Source organism: Actinomadura livida (genome assembly GCF_014648675.1).
In the GTDB taxonomy this organism is placed as follows: Bacteria; Actinomycetota; Actinomycetes; order Streptosporangiales; family Streptosporangiaceae; genus Spirillospora; species Spirillospora livida.
Genome location: NZ_BMRO01000008.1, coordinates 36075 through 52912 on the forward strand (window position 1 = coordinate 36075; position 16838 = coordinate 52912).

Sequence of the window (16838 nt, forward strand, 5' to 3'; positions counted from 1 at the left end):
CTCAGGGCCAGGCCGCGGGGGGGGGGGGCAGGTGCGCGGCGGCCGCGAGGGCGAGGGACGCTCCGCTGTGCACGCCGGCGAGGACGGGCCTCTCCATCCCGATCCCGGCCGCCGCCTGCGCCAGCACCCGGCCGTAGTCGGGGATCTCGCAGCCCGGTCCGGGGGGCGGGTCGGACGCGCCGTAGCCGGGGGTGTCGAAGGCGACGGCGCGGGTGCGGCGGCCGAGTAGGGGCAGGACGTCCTCGTAGACGCGGGACGACAGCGGGGATTCGTGGAACAGGGCGATCCAGGGGCCGGAGTCGCCGGTGGCGCGGTAGTGGACCTGACCCCATTCGGTGTCGACGTAGCCGCCCCTGGTCATCGGTGAATGGGTCATCAGTGCTCGCGGAGCAGGGAGCCCGCGCCGTACACGCGGTCCTCGATGCCGTTGTCGCGGAGGGCCATCCACCACGTCGCGGCATTGATGGCGATGACGGGGAGGCCGAGCCAGCGTTCGGCCTCGTCGGCCGTGGCGACCATCGACAGGTTGGTGCCGCACTGGACCAGCGCGTCGACCTCGCCGGTGGCCAGCTCGCGCAGCGCGGCGCGCAGCTCGGCGTCGGTGACGTGCGCGATCGACACGGCGGTCGGGCACTTCAGCCCGATGATGCGGTCGACCTCGAAGCCGAGCTCGGTGAAGAACCGCCGGACGTTGGCGTCGCCGACCGGCTGGTACGGGGTGACGACGCCGATCCGCCGCGCCCCGTAGATCTGCAGCGCCCGCTCGCACGCCTCGGCGCCGGTCGCGACCCGCAGGCCCGTGATGTCGTGGATCTGCTTGACGAACTGCTTGTTGCCCTCGATCCCGCCCCAGAACGTCTCGGCGGACATGCCCATCACCATGTAGTCGGGCTCGCAGGTCAGGACCCGCTCGCAGGCCGCGCCGATCTCGTCGCGGATCTGCGCGAGGAGCCGCTCCATGCCCTCGTCCCCGGCCATGTCCTGGTCGCGGATGTGGATGCGGGAGAAGTGGGACGTCACGCCGGGGACGCCCATCCGGTGGAAGTCGGGTTCGACGATGGTGTTGGTGGACGGCGCGATCACCCCGAACTTGCGCCGCCAGCCGAGTGCGTCCGTCACGCCGCCGCCCTTTCCTCGGTCCGTTCCGTTGGGGTACGTGTCGTTCTGGTGAGGTGCCAGGCGGCGAACGCGAAGGCCGCCTGGGCGAGGGTGTTGCAGGACTGCTCCACCCATTGGAGGGGGATGGACTGCTCGGCGCGCGCCGCCAGGGGGCCGAGCAGGTACTGCCCCGCCAGCCAGAGGCCGAAGAGCGTCGCCGCGATCGGGTCGCCCGCCCGCGCGGCGGTCCGCGCCAGCAGGACGGCGGCGACCGTCACCGCGACGATCGTCCACAGCAGTGCGGGCCAGGTGTCGCGCAGGACGGCCGACAGGGCCAGCGCAGCGAGCAGCGGGACCGCGAGCACGGGAACCGCGAGCACGGCCGGATGCGGCGGGCGGCGCGACTCGCGGGCCAGCGCGTACGCGAACGCCGTGAAGCCGATCGCCAGCAGCGGGAACAGGGCGCCGCGCAGCCAGGGCAGGTCCGGGCCGCCGAGCGCGACGATCAGCTTCCAGGCGGCCTTGCCGAACCCGCCCGCCACGACCAGCGCGGCCGCCGCGGGCACCAGCGGGTGCCGGTGCCGCAGCATCGCCATGCCCAGCGCGGTCAAGGCCACCGGCACGAAGTCCTCGGCGGCGAGCGCGACCGGGTAGTCGGTCATGCGTCCTCGCCGAACAGGTCGCGCCTGCGGAACCGGGCCAGCATGAACCGGCCCATGATCTTGGGCGTGGTGAGCCAGGCGACCGTCCCGCCGTTCTTGGTCCCGGCGAGGATCCTGTCGGCCAGCCAGGGCGTCACCGTCTCCACCCGGTCGGCGAGGATGTTGAAGATCTTCTTCGCCTTGGCCAGCTCGTCGGGGGAGTAGTCGCGGAGCAGCAGGTCGGTGACGACCATGCCGGGGGACAGGTGCGCCACCTTCACTGGGCTGTCCTTGACCTCCTTGGCGAGGCCGGTGGTGAGGTAGTCGGTGCCGCGCTTGGTCGCGCCGTACGCGATGAGGCCGGGGACGGTCCGGCCGTCGCTGCCGAGCCCCGCCATGTTCCACACGGTGCCGCCGCCCTGGGCGGTCATGCCCCGCACCGCGACGGCGCTGCCGTGCATCACGCCGAGCAGGTTGGCCGACACCACGGTCTCGAGCTGGTCGGGCGGCAGCTCGGTGAGGGGGCGGCGGGAGGTGGACACCCCGGCGTTGTTGATCCAGTGGTCGATGTGCCCGAACGCCTCGGCCGCCGCGTCCCAGAGGGCCTGCACCTGGTCCCGGTCGGCCATGTCGCAGACCACGCCGACCGCGCCGTCGCCGAGTTCGGCGAGCGCCTTGCCGACCGACTCCTGCGACCGGCCGCAGATCGCGACGCGGACGTCGCGGGCCAGGAACTCCGCGGCGAGGCCGAGCCCGATGCCGCGGGTCCCGCCGGTGATGACGACCGCCCGGCCCGTCATACCCCGGCCTCCCAGGCCAGGACGCCGTGCAGCACGGCGTGCAGGACGTTGCCCCTGAACAGCTCGTACACGACGGTGAGGGTCTCGCCGGCGGTCATCCCGGGGGTGGCGTCGACCATGAACTCGCGTCCCTTGACCTTCCACACGTCGTCGGAGAAGTGCAGGACGGGGTAGTTGGCCCGGCCGAACGCCTGCGCGTTGCCCCAGGCGTCCGGGCCCTCGTAGAAGGAGCGGGTCCCGTCCCGGCGGGCCTCGACGGTGTAGTCCCGGTCGAGGGCGCCGGTCCAGGTGACGTGGTGGCGGGTCCGCAGCAGGTCGAGGGGCTCCAGCCGGATCGACACCGTGACCTCGCCGGCGGGTTTCTGGTCGGCGCCCCACAGCTCGCACGTCCCGCTGTACGCGCCGCGCTCCTTGGTCGGCAGGATGAACGGGATCGGGCCGTGCCGGGTCTCGTCGGCGAGGAACCGTTCGATCGCGTCCCTGGTCGCGGGGTTGGCGTCGTAGTCGGTGCTGCGCTTGTAGACGCCGTTGAAGCAGCCCACGACCGCCCAGCCCTGATACAGGGTGGACGAGTACACCTGCGTCTGGCCGTCGGGCAGGACGTGGTTCCAGGTGTTGAGGTCCACCTGCCAGCCAGGCCCGTAGTAGTGCGCGTCGACGAACCCGCCGTAGGGCTGCCCGGTCCCGTGGAAGTCGGGGCCGGTGTAGATGCGGTCGCCGTCGGAGTCGACCACGCCGAACGCGAACGGGGCGCCGAGCCGGAACCGTCCCGCGAGGGGACCGCCGCCTTCGAGCCCGCCGTCCATGTAGTACGTGGTGACGCCGTCCTCGAAGACCGAGGAGCGGCGGATGTCCTCGTAGCCCTGCCAGGTGCCTGCGGCGTCGAACAGGGACGGGCGGCCGTGCCACTCGCCCTCGATGCGGCGCTGCCACTCGCTCGGCTCAGCCATCGGCGGAGCCTTCACCTCGCAGGTCGTTGGAGAGCAGTTCGGTCCGCAACTCCTCGGCCTGTCGGTCGCCGAGCAGCCGGGCCACGTTCGCCCACACCGGGTCCACCTCCGGGCTGAACAGCGCGGCGCGGTTGCGGGCGTCGCGTGCGGCGAGGTCGGTTCCGGTGAGCGTGCCGAGGACGTCGTCGGGGACGCCTTTCACCAGCAGGTCGCGCCAGTGCTCGAAGTAGCGGTCGAGGTAGGCGCCGATCTGCGCGAAGTGCTCGTCGTCGGCCCTGTTGACGAGCATCCAGGGCGACATCATGGCGTGCTGCCGGGGGCCGATCGCCGCCGTGGACGGCCCGAACCGCTCCTTGACCTCCTCGTACACCGGTGTCAGCGGCTGGAACACCGCGTTGACGTACGCCAGGTGCGCGCCGAGGTCGACCCGCGGGACGAGGTCGATGTGGTAGGCGAGCTGCCCGCCCGCCAGCACCGAGTCGAGCGTGAAGTGCGGGACGGCCGAGTCCGCGGCGGTGAACGCGAAGATCATGTGGCTGTCCATGCCGATCTGCGGGACGGTCAGCCCGATGCAGACGACCTTGGCGATCCGCTCGCCGCGCAGGACGTGCAGCGTGCCGACCGGGTCCGGGGACATGGGGCTCATGAGCGCCTTCTCGCGGACCGTCTCCAGCGGCTCGACGCCGGCCAGGGCCGCCAGCGTCCGGTCGTTCAGCGCCTTGGGCGCGGACACGCTCACTCGCTCTCTCCTTCGGTGACGGTCCTGTCGAGGGGCACCGGGTCGCCGCCCTGTCGTCCGGCACCGCGGGGGCGGTGCTGCCAGGCGCGGGCCAGTTCCGGGTTCTCCCGGCGGGCCGGGGACGGGATCACGGTGGCGCTGCCGCGCTTGCCGTTGACCGGCAGCTCCTCGTGCTCGCCGAGCCACCAGCCGTCGGCCATCAGCTTCTGGCGGCGCCGCCGGTAGGCGACCTGGAGGGCGTCGGAGCGCAGGTGCAGCTCGCCCGGCAGGTCGTAGGGCAGCAGCTCCGGACGCTGGGTCTCCACGACCACCTTGTCCTGCAGCAGGATGCTGCGGATCCGCTTGCGGGCGTCGCTGTCGGCCCACTTGCCGGTGAAGAAGTTCCGGTAGCCGACGATCTTGACGAGGGTGCGGTTCCGGTCGAGCGGCACGTTGTGGTCGTAGAGGATCATGTCCCCGAACGGCAGCCGGACGTGCAGCTTCACGATGTTCGGCAGGTACCAGCCGTTGGTGACGACGACCTCCTCCGGCCGCCCCTTGTACAGCCGCTTCCACAGGCCGCCCGCCGGCGGCGGGCTGAGCCGGATGTCGGCGGTCGCCGACCACTCGTCCTCGGTGACGTCGTAGTCGGGGATCTCCGGCTTGTCCGGGTTGCCGAACCGGGTGCCGTGCACGAACGGCGTGTGCGCGGCGTCCACGACGTTCTCGAACGTCCGCTCGTAGTTCGCCTCGATGACCATCTCGACGTACACGGTGCGGAACGCGGGGTCGTCGTGCTCGGGGAAGTGCGGGAGCGGCGGGCGCTCGTCCTCGGGCAGGTCGCCGAGGAACGCCCAGATCATCCCGTACTGCTCCCGGACCGGGTAGGAGTCGACGCGGGCCCGCTTCGGGATGCCGCGTCCCTCCGGGTTGGCGGGGATCCTGCTGCACGCGCCGTCCGGCTCGTACTGCCACCCGTGGTACGGGCATGCGATCTTGTCGTCGACGAGGGTGCCGCCGGACAGCGCGGCGCCGCGGTGCGCGCACAGGTCGGACAGGCAGACCACGCCGCCGTCGCGTTTGCGGTAGAGGACGAAGTCCTGGCCGAGGCAGGTCACCCGCTTCGGGGCCCGGGTGACCGCGTGCGCGAACTCGACCGCGTACCAGAAGTTCTTGAGCATGAAGGGCTCTCCCTATCGTCGCCGCAGGTCGATGAGCGCCGGGTCGGCGGACGGTGCGGCGTCCTCCCCGCGCACGTGGGCGCGCAGGAAGGCGGCCACGAGGTCCGTGAAGGCGCGGCGTGCCTCGGCGGGGTCGGTCTCGGGCGGCAGGTCGAGGAACGCGCGGGCCGCGGTCGGGTCGACCGGGTCCGCGACGGCGAAGTGGTTGGCGCCCCGCACGACCGCGAGCAGGTCGCGCGGATCGTGCAGCGCCTCGGTGAAGGTGCGGGTGACGGGGTCGGACGGCGCGTCCTGCCCGTACCGGTCGGAGCTGCCCGTGATGACGCCGTCGCGCGTGCCGACGCCGAGCAGCACGGGGCAGTCGACCTGCGCGGGCAGCACGGTCCCGGGCGGCCAGCCGAGCATGGTGGCGACCATGGTGTGCGTCCCGTAGGCGAAGCAGGCCCGGACGCCGGGGACGAACCGGGCGGACTGCAGCACCACGGTGCCGCCCGCCGAATGCCCGCCGAGCGCGATCCGGGTGCGGTCGAGCGATCCCTTGAGCAGGTCGATGCCGTCCAGCGCGTCCAGGACGGCGGGCAGCGCGGGGCAGGTCGGCCGCGTGCCGTAGCCGTCGGGTCTGGCCGCGTCCAGGTCGACGCCCGGGGTGAGGCCGTACCGGCCGCCGAACAGCTCGGCCACCCGGTCGAACGTCACGACGACGAATCCGGCGGCGGCGATGCCGGTCGCCAGCGGCCGGTAGACGGCCTGCTCCACGTTCACCCCGGAGCAGAACACGACCACCGGGTAGGGGGCGCCCCGCGGGTCGACCGGGATCTCTCCCGACAGCCGCTCGGCGGCGGTGCCCTCCGCGCGGGCCGGGTAGTACACCTTGAGGTGCGCGGTGCCGAACGGCGCGGGGCCGCCGGTGTCCGCCGACCACCACAGCGACCGGACGCCCGTAGCCGCGAGCGTCTCGGTGGTGCGGGTCTCGGTGGTCATGGCCGGGGCAGCTCTCGGTCGCCGCCCCACAGGGCGCGGACGAGGCGGTCGGTCATCTCCTGGCCGAAGTACCGGACGCCCATCACGTTCGCCGGGTCGCGCTCGGCGATGTTGCGGCGCGTCGCCAGGTCGGCGGCGGCGAGCGCGGCGCGGTCGGCCTCGGGGACGGGCCCGGCCTCGTCGACCCAGCCGAGCCAGCGGTCCACGTGCTCGGTGAGGAGCCGCTCGACCAGGTCGACGTTCTTCTCCTCGCGGGGGAAGGAGTGGCAGTGGGCGGTGGGGGACAGGCTCGCCCGGATGAACCCCGCGCGGCTGGTGAACCACTCCAGCTGCGGGTTCTCCTCCCGGACCGCCAGCCACTCCGCGTTGAGGGGCTCGTAGTAGGCGTCGTAGTACGCGCCGTCCGCGAGCAGGTTGGCGCGGGGCACCGAGTCGACGTAGAACCAGCCTTCCGGCCAGACGAGCAGCGCGACGCCGAGGTGCGGCACCCGGATCTGCGGGCCGAGCCACACCGTCAGGTGCAGGTTCGCGAACCCGGCCGTCGGGTTGCCGAGCCAGGAGTGGACCATCCAGTCGACCTCGGGCCCGCTGTAGGCGGCCAGGCGCCCGCCGGGGCTCTCGGGCGGGTTCCCGTACGACTCCAGGTCCTCGGTGGACGGGTCGCGCGCCAGCTCGAACCGGTCGTCGATCCTCGCCTTGAGCCGGTCCAGGATCGTCCCGAACCGGTGGAAGGTGTCGGTCACGTCGATGACGGGGGACTCGTCCACCATCTGCTCGACGTGCTGCAGTGTTTCCTTCAAGGCAGGGTCTCCTTCAACGGCGGGGTCTCCTTCAACGGGGCGCTCCGCTCGGTGCTTCGTCGGCCAGTGCGGCGACCGCGTGCGCGGGGCGCCCGCCGACCAGGTCGGTGTTCTTGGACACGAGCCGGTTCACGGCCTGCGCGGGATGGACGGCGGCCACGGTGACCGGCCCGGTCGCGCGGGTGACGAGGGGGTGGCTGATGCGGCCCTCGAACGGCCCCTCCCAGGACGTCCACAGGGTGAAGTCGGCGGGCAGCGCGAGGACGACGCCGTCGTCCGGCCCGGAGGCGACGACGTTCAGCCGGTTCTCCGCGGCCCGCTCCGGCAGGCCGAGGGCGATCTCCCAGTCCTCGGCCGGGGTGAACGGGACCGCGACGGCGTCGGCGTCGGCGATGGCCGCGAGCCGGAAGACCTCGGGGTAGAGGGCGTCGTCGCCGGTGACGAGCGCGAGCCGGCCCCAGGGGAGGGTGAAGACGGCGAGCCGCTCGCCGTACTCGGTGGCCCAGCCGGAGTGCCGCGCGCTGGCGTGCAGCTGCGGCTGGCTTCCGGCGAGGCCGCCGGCGTTCACCAGGTAGGCGGCGTGCGCGGCGCCCGCCCGCACGCTCGTCACCGCGTGCGCCGTGGTGCCCTGGAGCGCGGCGGCCAGCGCGAAGACGACGGCGCCGGGGTCCGCGTCCGCGCCGAACGCCAGCTCCGGGAGGACGACCAGCTCGGCGCCCGCCCGCGCGGCGTCCCGCACCGAGCCGGGCGAGCGGACGGCGGCGACGTCCACCTTCGCGTCGCCGGGCGGCGCGGCGCGGGGACGCGGCGCCGCGACTATCGGGGCGTACAGGCGCGGCCTGCGGGCGGCGAACAGGTCGGTGCCGTCCGGGCGGGTCTTGCGGTCGGCGAGCGCGGGGTCGATGTCGGCGACGACGACGGCCTCGCCGGTGCGCGGCCCCTTCGCGACGACCGTCCCGTCGGGGGCGACGATCTGGCTCTCGCCCGCCCCGTCCAGCAGGCCCGCCGGGACGCCGAGCCGCTCGGCGATCGCCGGCAGGAGGTCGGTCGGCAGCAGCGGGCCGACCTTGTTGGCCGCCACCATCCACACCCTGTTCTCCGCCGCGCGGACGGGGACGTGCAGGCCGGCCTCGTCGGTGGCGAACGAGTTGAGGCTGTTCAGCAGCACCTGCGCCCCGCGCACGGCCAGGTCGCGGGGGACGTCGCTGGTGACGCCCTCCATGCACGCGTACATGCCGAGCCGGCCGAGCGGGGTGGCGACGACGGGGCCGGCGGCGGTGCCGGGGTCGAGGTGGTCGCCCTCGGCGCCCATCAGCGTGAGCTTGTCGGAGCGGCCGAGGAGCGCGCCGTCCGGCCCGTACAGCAGGCTGCTGACGGTGACCCGGCCGCCGCCGGAGAGGGTCACGTTGACCTTGACGTACGCGCGGTGCGCCGCCGCCCGTTCCCGGATCGCCGTGAGGAACGGGCCGTCGGGCGTGCAGGCGTGCCGGAGGGCCTCCGCCCTGTCCGCGTACCAGGACAGGCGGTTGCAGAACTCCGGCAGGACGATGATGCTCGCACCCTCGGCGGCGGCGCGGTCCACCATGCGCAGGCAGGTGGCGAGGTTGCCGGGCACGTCCCGGCCGGCCGCGAACTGCGCGGCGGCCACGCGGACCGGACCCATCGGGCCTCCCGGTTCCTCTAGCGAAACACTGTTTCCAAGACACTACAATCGCGGTCCCGGGTCCGCCAGAGCCCGGGGGCGGAAACTTCCCGCTCACGGGCCCCGGCGGTCACCGGGAAGGGGCCGTTCCGGGGGGTGTGGGGGCTCGGCCCCCCACCGGTGGTCGGGCGTCAGGAGGCGCCGGCCAGGGTCTGGATCCTGCCCGCGCCCAGTTGCGTCTGGAAGTAGGAGCCTCCGGGCAGGTAGGCGGGGGTCTGCGTGCCCTTGAAGGCGTCCGTGGCCCAGGCGACCGCGAACGTCTGCAGGACCGCGATGTTCTCCGCCTTCGGCGTTCCGCAGGCGATCGTCCCCACCGCGTCGGTGCTCGCGCCCTCGGCGTCGGTGTGCGCGCCGCCGGGCAGCCGGACGCCGACGAACGGTGCGTGCACGCCCGCCTGGACGGCGTCGGTGCCGCTGCCGCCGTTGTTGCAGGTGCCGTCCGGCGCGGAGATCGTGCGGACCATGCGGCCGGTGCCGTCCACCGCCCGCAGCCCGGTGCCGAGGTTGTCGCCGAGGAACGACTTCACCGGGTCCAGCAGGACGAGGCCGCGCAGCCGGGCCCAGCCCGCCGCGCTGTCGGTGCGCAGGCGCCCGGCCACGTAGCTGACGGCCTCGCCGCCCGCCGAATGCCCGGAGAAGACGAGGGAGCCGGGCAGTGCGAGGCCGGGGCGTCCCGCTTCGGCCTTGGCCCTGGCGAAGCTGCGGCCGAGCTTGTCGGACGGGTCGCCCATCTTGGCGAACAGGTCGGCGACGTTGCCGAGGAAGGCGGTGTTGTTGCCGATGTTCTGGAGCGTGCAGCCGAACAGGTTGGCGCTGGGCAGGGTCGGGGCGAAGACGAGGTAACCGGCGGCGGCGTACCGGGACGCCAGGTCGGCGACGTGGTCGTTGGCGCGGGCGAAGCCGTGCTGCAGCCACACGAGGCCCTGCGGGGAGCCGGAGGGGAAGTACCAGTCGGCGCTCTGGTTCAGGGTCGTGAACGCGCAGCGGATCTCGACGGTGGTCTGGACGCGGGAGACGGCGGCGTGGGCGGGGGCGAGGGGGCCGAGGGCGGTCAGGGCGAGGGTGGCGGCGCTGGCCGCGGCCAGGGTCCGGACGGCGCGTACGGGGCGCATGCTGCCTCCGAGGAGCGGGCACTGTTTCGGCTAGGGAAACAGAGTTTCCAATATGACCATCTCCATTAAGCACGCCGGGACGCGGGAAGGCAATGGGCCGGTGCCGCGGATCGGGCGGCGGAAGAGCCTGGAGGGGGGTCAGGAGGGGGTCAGGAGGGGTAGGCGCCAGCGCTCATTCCGGGGCCGTCCGCGCGGAACGCGGCGGGGGCGTGGATCGCGCACGTCTGCGCGTACTCCAGCAGGCCCTCGGTGCCGTACTCGCGGCCGTGCCCGCTGCGCTTCACGCCGCCGAACGGCGCGCGCAGCGCCATCCCGGTGCGGTTGTGGGTGTTGACGAAGGTGAAGCCCGCGTCGAAGCGGCGGGCGAACGCGAACGCCCGGTCCTCGTCGGCGGACCAGACCGACGCGCCCAGGCCGAGGTCGCCCGCGTTGGCGCGCGCGACCACCTCGTCCTCGTCGTCGTAGGCCAGCAGCGGCACGACCGGGCCGAACTGCTCCTCGGCCACCACCGGCGCGTCGTCGGCCACGTCCGTGACCAGGGCGGGCCGGACGAAGTGCCCGCGTCCCATGTCGGCCGTGACGGCGCCCAGCTCGGTGACGGTGCCGCCCCGCCGCCGCGACTCGGCGACCAGCGCGCGGACGCGGTCCGCCGCCTCGGCGGAGATGACCGGGCCGACCGTGGTCCCGGCGTCGAGGGGGTCGCCGAGCACCAGCGTCCGCGCGGCCGCCGCCAGGTAGGCGTCGCGGACCTCGGCCAGCCGCGCCCGCGGGACGTACAGGCGCTTGGCGGCCATGCAGACCTGGCCCGCGGTGGCGAAGGACGCCATGACCAGCCGGTCCATCGCCGCGTCCGAGAGGTCCGCGTCGTCGAGCAGCACGACCGGGTCGTTGCCGCCGAGCTCCAGCAGCGCCGGCGTGATCGCCTTGGCGGCGGCCGTCCCGATGGCGCGGCCCGCCTCGGCGCCGCCGGTGAACGCGACGCGGTGCACGCGGGAGTGGCCCGCGAGCGCCCGCGCCGTACCGGCATGGCCGTGCACGACCCGGACGAGGCCCGGCGGGAACGCCGCCATGACCCGGGTGACCGCCAGCGGCGCGAGCGGCGACGGCTTGACCACCACCGTGTTCCCGGCCGCCAGCGCGGGACCGGCCTTCAGCATCGTGAGGATGACGGGCGCGTTCCAGGGCGTGATGGCCGCCACGACCCCGTAGGGGCGTTGGCGCAGGACGAGCCGTCCGGCCGCGTCGTCGGTCTCGCGGTCCGCGAGCACCTCGGGCGCCCGCTCCGCGGCCCAGCGCAGGTACGCGGCGGCGAACCGCAGCTCCCCGGCGCAGTCGGCCCGCGGCTTGCCGGACTCGCGGGCCAGCAGCTCCGCGACGCCGGGCAGCGCGTCGACGGCGTCGGCGGTCCGCAGCAGCGCGGCGGCCCGCTCCGCGACCGGCACGCGGCACCAGGCGCGCTGCCGGGACCCGGCCTCCCGGACGGCCCGGTCGACCCCGGCCTCGTCCGCGACCGGCACCCGGCCGACGACCTCGTCCAGCCGGGCCGGGTTCTCCCGGACGATCTCACCCGGCATCAGGCGACGTCCCGCAGCGAGGCGATCATCGACGTGCGCAGCAGGTACCGGCGGGCCTCGGCGGGGTCTCCGGCCAGCCTCCGGAGCTCGTCCCGGTACCCGGCCGGATCGCGCATCCGTTCCCAGTTGGCGTGGGTCAGCCGGCCGACGAACGACCGCGCGACGTCGCGGCGGGCGGCGGCGGCGTCGTCGAGCGCGGCCTCCGGGCCACCGGCCAGGACGTCCGCGAGCGCGCCCGCCAGCAGGACGGCGTCGTGGATGCCGCTGTTCATGCCCATGCCGCCGAGCGGGTTGTTGACGTGCGCCGCGTCCCCGGCCAGCAGCACCCGGCCGGTCCGGAACGTCTCGGCGACGCGCTGGTGCACCCGGTACAGGCTGGCGTGCGCGATGTCCCAAGTGGCGTCGGCGACCCCGCGCAGCCGCTCGGGCAGCCGCGCCAGCTCCTCGGCGTCGGGGGTGCCCTCCGGGGTCGGGAACAGGACCCGCCAGTGGTCGGGGGTGCGCAGCAGCACCAGCCACTCGCCGGGGTCGAAGACGTAGTTCACCGCGGCGATGCCGGGCAGCAGGTCCTCGACGGCGGTCCGGGTCGACGCGACCAGGAACCGCTCCGGGTAGGTCATGCCCTCGAAATCGATGCCGAGGTCCTGCCGTACCGCCGAGCCGGCGCCGTCCGCGCCGATCAGCCAGGCGCCGCGGACCCGGTCGCCGGCGGACGTCGCCACCACCACCCCGTCCGGGCCGGGCAGGACAGTGCGCACGGCCGCGCCGAACCGGACCTCACCGCCCGCCGCCACCAGGTGGTCGCGCAGGATCGGGGTGAGCTTGCCCTGCTCGCACTGGACGCGGAACGGGTACGGCGTGTCGCCCGCAAGCACCGCCAGGTCCAGCTCGGCGACGACGCCGCCGCGCCGTTCCCGGTACTGGAACGTCCGGGAGACCAGGCCGCGCTCCAGCAGCGGGTCGAGCACCCCGAGCCCGTCGAGCATCTCCAGCGAAGGCGGATGGAAGGTGGACGCGCGCGACTCAGCGGCCAGCTCCGGTTCCGCCTCCAGCACGGTGACCGGGACGCCGCGGCGTGCCAGGGCCAACGCCGCGGTGAGGCCCACGGGACCCGCCCCGGCCACCAGCACCGGCCCAAGCACGGGCGCCATCACGGTTCCCGGGAGTGCAGGGCGAATCCGTCCTCGACGCCGACGACCCGCGGGTTGGTGAAGAACCGCAGGGTCTCGGCCGTGCCCTCCTCGCCCAGCCCGGACGCCCCCCACGCGGGGCGGGGCGCGAACAGGTGCAGGCTCAGCACGCTGGAGCCGTTGACCTTCACCTCCCCGGCGCGGACGCGTCGCGCCACGGCGAGGGCCGCCTCCTCGTCGGTGCCGGCCACGTATCCTTCGAGCCCGTACGCGGTGCCGTTGGCCAGGGCCACGGCCTCGTCCAGCGTCCGGTAGGTGTGGACGGTGGCGACGGGCCCGAAGATCTCCTCGGTGGCGTCGCCGGGGTCGACGTCCGTGACGAGCGCGGGGGCCAGGTAACTGCCTTCGTCCGGGACCTTGGTCGTGGAGAGGACGCGGCCGCCGAGCGCGTCCCGCCGGGCGGCGACCAGGTAGCGGTGGCGCGAGTGCACCAGCGGCCCGAGGTCGGTGTCCTCGTCCAGCGGCGGGCCCGCGCGCAGCGCCGCGAGCCGTTCGCCGGCCGCCTCCAGCAGCGCGTCCCGGAGGGGCTCGGGGACGATGAGCCGGCCGAGCGCCCGGCACCACTGGCCGTTGAGGGTGGTGAGCAGGTCCACGGCGGCCCGCGCGGCCCGGCCGACGTCGGCGTCCGGCATCACGATCAGCGGGTTGTTGCCGCCGAGCTCCAGCTGGACGGGCTTGATCCCGGTGGCGCAGGCGGCGGCGACCGACCGGCCGCCCGCGGCGCCGCCGGTGAACGAGACCGCGCGGATCCGCGCGTCGGCGGTCAGCCGCGCGCCGGTCTCCCCGGTGCCGTGGACGAGCTGGAAGACCCCGCCGGGGACGCCCCGGTCCGCGAGCACGGCGCCGACGACCTCGGCGAACCGCTGCGCCCCGTACGGCGCGTACTCGCTCGGCTTGAGGATCGCGGGGCAGCCCGCGGCCAGCGCGCTGGCCGCCTTGTGCGCGGCCATCGGGGCGGGCGCGTTCCACGGGACCAGGCACAGCGCCGGACCCCACGGCAGCCGCCGCACCTCGGCCTCCCGGCCGTCCTCGCGGGTGAAGGACGCCGCCAGCCCGCCGCCGCGCAGCTGCTCGGCCGCCAGCCGGAACGACCCCGACACGATGACGCCGAGCGGGACCGCCTGCCGGATCGGGACGCCGGTGGCCGCCGCCTCCAGCGCGGCGATCTCCCCGGTCACCGGTTCGAGGGCGGCCGCGACCGCGTCCAGCAGCTCGGCGCGCTCGGCGGCCGGGCGCGCCGCCCAGCCCTCCGCCGCGTCGTCGGCCGCGGCCATCGCCCGTTCCAGCCGCTCGGGGCCGGTGACGGGGGCGGGCCCGGCCTCCGCGCCGGTGGCCGGGTCCTCCAGGACGGGCCCGCCGCCGGGCGCCGCCGCCCATTCCCCGGCCACCAGGTCCCGGTGCGGGGGGTTCACTGCCGGACGCTCGCGAACAACTCGTTCTCCTTGTTCTCCGTGATGACCTGGGCGGCCTCCAGCCGGCCGCGCTCCGCCGGGAAGGTCATCACCAGTCCCATCGCGAGGTCGCGCAGCGCCCGCCCGATCACCCCGTCCATCGTGGCGGCGGAGGTGCCGCACGCCTTGAACGCGCCCAGCACGACCTGGAAGCACGCCTCGGTGATGTCGCCCTTGGCGATCCGCCACTGGCGGTACACCTCGGGCTTCGGCAGCAGCGGCGGCTCGGAGGTCTCCAGCTCCAGCTGGCGGCGGATCCACAGGTAGGCCGTCTCCAGCCGCTCGGTCATGTCCCCGATGATGACCTGGTGCATCGGCGAGGACGCGATCGGCCGGCCGGAGTCGGCGAAGGTCCGCTTGGTGAGCCGCTCGACGGCGAAGTCGTAGACGTTCTGCGTCGCGCCCAGGTAGCAGGCCGCGATCGCGAGCTGGTTGCCGACGAAGCTGCCGCGGCTCATCCGCAGCATCCGCACGAACGCGCCGGGGACGGTGAGCGCCTCCTCCGCCGGGACGAACACGTCGGTGAGCGTCACGCCGTGGTTGTTGGAGGCCCGCATCCCGAGCCCGTTCCACGGCTCGCGGGAGACGACGCCGGGCGCCTCGCGCGGCACCAGGAACAGCGCCAGCCCGTCCGCGCCGGCGGTGCCGTCGAGCCGGGCGGTCACCAGGTAGGTGTCGGCGACGCCGGTCGCGCAGCCGAACGACTTCACGCCGTTCAGCAGCCAGCCGCCCTCGGCGGGGGACGCGGTGGTGGCGATCGCGATGTTGGCGCTGGAGGACTTGACCTCCTCGCTGGCGAAGTTGGCCATCCACGTCCCGGCGGCCATCCGGTTCAGCACCTTCTCGGCGAACGCCCGCACGGGCTTCACCTCGTCGTCGCCCTCGAACAGGCCCGCCTCGATCGCCTCCAGCGGCAGCAGGCCGCGCGAGGCGCTGGTGTTGTGGAAGAAGTACGACAGCGCGGTGGACGGGCAGGCCGTGCCCATCGCGTAGGTGGCGGCGGCCAGGTCGCGCAGGCCGCCGCCGAGCCCGCCGTACTCCTCGGGCACCACGAGGCCGAGCAGCCCGGCGTCGCGCAGCAGCGCCACGTGCCCGGACGGGAACTCGGCGGCGGCGTCCGCGGCCGCGGCGGCCTCGCGCAGCCGCGGCAGCACCGCCTCCACGCGCTCCGCCCGCGCCCGCTCGGCGTCGGTCATCTGCTCCACGAGCCGTGCGCCGGTCGGCGTCCTCGGCTGGGTCATCGGCTGCATTCCCTTCGAACTGGTCAGGAGGCGGCCCGGTAGGTGCGGCCCGGCAGGGCCGACCCCCAGAGCGCCTCCAGGTCCGCGGCGGCGGCCACCAGGGCGGCCCTGTCGATCGGGGTGGCGACGTCGAGCCGGTCGGCCAGGAACAGCAGGTCCTCGGCGCACAGGCCGCCGTCGATGCCGCCGAGCGTCACGTCGAAGCGGCGTACGCCGCTCTTCATCGCGGTGAGCGCGTTGGCCAGGCCGAGCCCGTACGCCTCGCGCAGCCGGACCCGCAGCGGCACCGGCCGGGCCCGCGCCACCGCCTCCTGCAGCACGTTGCGGACGAGCAGCGGCGACGCGGCCTCGGCGCCCTCGTCGAGCGCGATCTCGGCGCACCCGGCGGCGGCCAGCCGGTCGACGGCGGCGAGCACGGCGGCCTCGCGGGCGGGCGCGAAGACGTCGCTCACCCGGCCCACCACGGCCAGGCCCCGCGCGCGGGCCGCCTCGATCAGGCGGGGCGCGTCCGGCCCGTCCACGATCTCGGCCGTCACCGGCGAGTCGCGGGGGACCTGCGTCAGGGACACCGCGTCCTCGACCAGGACCGACCACGACGGGCACCGGGCGGGCCCCGTGCCGTTCAGTTGCGCGCCGTTCATTTGCGGGCCGGGCGGGACCGGGGTCCGGACCCGGACGCCGGCCGCGCGGACCGCGTCCAGCAGCCGGGCGGCGCCGGCCCGGGTGACGCGGGCGGGCGCGCTGCCGGACGCGGTGACCCTGCGGTGCAGCGCGGCGGCCAGCCCGGTGTCGGCGATCGTCACCTCGTCCGGCAGCGGGTCGGCCAGCTGGCCCCAGGCGCGGGAGTGGAACAGCAGCGGCGCGGTGCGCCGCGGCGTCTCGGCGGTCTGCACCTCGCCCACGAAGATGGTGTGGTCGCCGCCCGGATACGCGTACGCCACCCGGCAGTCGAGCCAGGCGACCGCCTCCGCCAGCACGGGCGCACCGGTGGGTGCCGGGGCCCAGGTGCCGCGCGCGAACCGGTCGCCGCTCTCGCGCCCGGCGAACCGGTGGCCGATGACGGCCTGGTCCTTGCCGAGGAAGCTGACCGCGAAGACGCCGCTGCGCTCGATGAGCGCGTGCGTGTGGATGTCCCGGGCCAGGCAGACCAGCACCAGCGGCGGGTCGAGGCTGACGCTGCAGAACGAGCCCGCGGTCATGCCGTGCCATCCGTCCCCGGAGGTGGTGGTGACCACCGCGACACCGGTCGGCCACTGGCCGAGCACCGAACGGAAGGTCTGTGCGTCGACCGCCACGGCACCGCGCCCTTCGTTTCGCTAAAGGAAACACCGTCCCACTCACGGTAACGATGCTGCGGAGCGGGTGTCAACGCCGGCGGCGGTGACGAGTGTTCCGTCAC

Annotated in this window: 16 protein-coding genes; all 16 read right to left on the minus strand. The window is 74.5% G+C overall.

All coding sequences use genetic code 11. The features are described 5' to 3' along the window. Position 1: 1 nt before the first annotated feature. A complete protein-coding gene (locus IEZ03_RS19890; protein WP_184880177.1) occupies positions 2-376 on the minus strand; it encodes an alpha/beta fold hydrolase in 375 nt (124 codons plus the stop codon). Next, positions 376-1119, minus strand: a complete 744-nt coding sequence (locus IEZ03_RS19895; protein ID WP_184880179.1) for a maleate cis-trans isomerase family protein — start codon at positions 1117-1119, stop codon at positions 376-378. The genes IEZ03_RS19890 and IEZ03_RS19895 overlap by 1 nt, the downstream gene beginning before the upstream one ends. After that, positions 1116-1760: a hypothetical protein gene (locus IEZ03_RS19900; protein ID WP_184880181.1), complete on the minus strand. Its 645-nt coding sequence runs from the start codon at positions 1758-1760 to the stop codon at positions 1116-1118. Before IEZ03_RS19900 ends, IEZ03_RS19895 begins: the two co-directional genes overlap by 4 nt. Beyond that, positions 1757-2539 carry an SDR family oxidoreductase gene (locus tag IEZ03_RS19905; protein WP_184880183.1) on the minus strand — a complete coding sequence of 261 codons (783 nt, stop codon included), beginning with the start codon at positions 2537-2539 and terminating at the stop codon, positions 1757-1759. Before IEZ03_RS19905 ends, IEZ03_RS19900 begins: the two co-directional genes overlap by 4 nt. Beyond that, positions 2536-3489, minus strand: coding sequence for a hypothetical protein (locus tag IEZ03_RS19910; RefSeq protein WP_184880185.1), 954 nt, complete (start codon positions 3487-3489; stop codon positions 2536-2538). Before IEZ03_RS19910 ends, IEZ03_RS19905 begins: the two co-directional genes overlap by 4 nt. Next, positions 3482-4228, minus strand: a complete 747-nt coding sequence (locus IEZ03_RS19915) for a hypothetical protein (RefSeq protein ID WP_221480550.1) — start codon at positions 4226-4228, stop codon at positions 3482-3484. The genes IEZ03_RS19910 and IEZ03_RS19915 overlap by 8 nt, the downstream gene beginning before the upstream one ends. Continuing rightward, entirely contained in the window at positions 4225-5388 is a 1164-nt protein-coding gene (locus tag IEZ03_RS19920; RefSeq protein ID WP_184880187.1) for an aromatic ring-hydroxylating dioxygenase subunit alpha, read from the minus strand. The genes IEZ03_RS19915 and IEZ03_RS19920 overlap by 4 nt, the downstream gene beginning before the upstream one ends. A 12-nt stretch (positions 5389-5400) precedes the next feature. Continuing rightward, complete coding sequence (locus IEZ03_RS19925; protein ID WP_184880189.1) at positions 5401-6369, minus strand: alpha/beta hydrolase family protein; 969 nt, start codon at positions 6367-6369, stop codon at positions 5401-5403. Continuing rightward, positions 6366-7169: an oxidoreductase gene (locus IEZ03_RS19930; RefSeq protein ID WP_184880191.1), complete on the minus strand. Its 804-nt coding sequence runs from the start codon at positions 7167-7169 to the stop codon at positions 6366-6368. The genes IEZ03_RS19925 and IEZ03_RS19930 overlap by 4 nt, the downstream gene beginning before the upstream one ends. A 31-nt stretch (positions 7170-7200) precedes the next feature. Then, positions 7201-8832: a nitrilase-related carbon-nitrogen hydrolase gene (locus tag IEZ03_RS19935; protein WP_184880193.1), complete on the minus strand. Its 1632-nt coding sequence runs from the start codon at positions 8830-8832 to the stop codon at positions 7201-7203. A gap of 170 nt (positions 8833-9002) precedes the next feature. After that, positions 9003-9983 carry an alpha/beta fold hydrolase gene (locus tag IEZ03_RS19940; RefSeq protein ID WP_184880195.1) on the minus strand — a complete coding sequence of 327 codons (981 nt, stop codon included), beginning with the start codon at positions 9981-9983 and terminating at the stop codon, positions 9003-9005. Positions 9984-10132: 149 nt separating this feature from the next. Continuing rightward, a complete protein-coding gene (locus IEZ03_RS19945; RefSeq protein WP_184880197.1) occupies positions 10133-11557 on the minus strand; it encodes an aldehyde dehydrogenase family protein in 1425 nt (474 codons plus the stop codon). After that, entirely contained in the window at positions 11557-12708 is a 1152-nt protein-coding gene (locus IEZ03_RS19950) for an FAD-dependent oxidoreductase (RefSeq protein WP_184880199.1), read from the minus strand. The genes IEZ03_RS19945 and IEZ03_RS19950 overlap by 1 nt, the downstream gene beginning before the upstream one ends. Then, positions 12708-14159, minus strand: a complete 1452-nt coding sequence (locus tag IEZ03_RS19955) for an aldehyde dehydrogenase family protein (RefSeq protein WP_184880201.1) — start codon at positions 14157-14159, stop codon at positions 12708-12710. Before IEZ03_RS19955 ends, IEZ03_RS19950 begins: the two co-directional genes overlap by 1 nt. After that, a complete protein-coding gene (locus IEZ03_RS19960; protein ID WP_221480551.1) occupies positions 14156-15439 on the minus strand; it encodes an acyl-CoA dehydrogenase family protein in 1284 nt (427 codons plus the stop codon). Before IEZ03_RS19960 ends, IEZ03_RS19955 begins: the two co-directional genes overlap by 4 nt. A gap of 23 nt (positions 15440-15462) precedes the next feature. Continuing rightward, positions 15463-16734, minus strand: coding sequence for a flavin reductase (locus tag IEZ03_RS19965; protein ID WP_184880203.1), 1272 nt, complete (start codon positions 16732-16734; stop codon positions 15463-15465). Positions 16735-16838 lie beyond the last annotated feature (104 nt).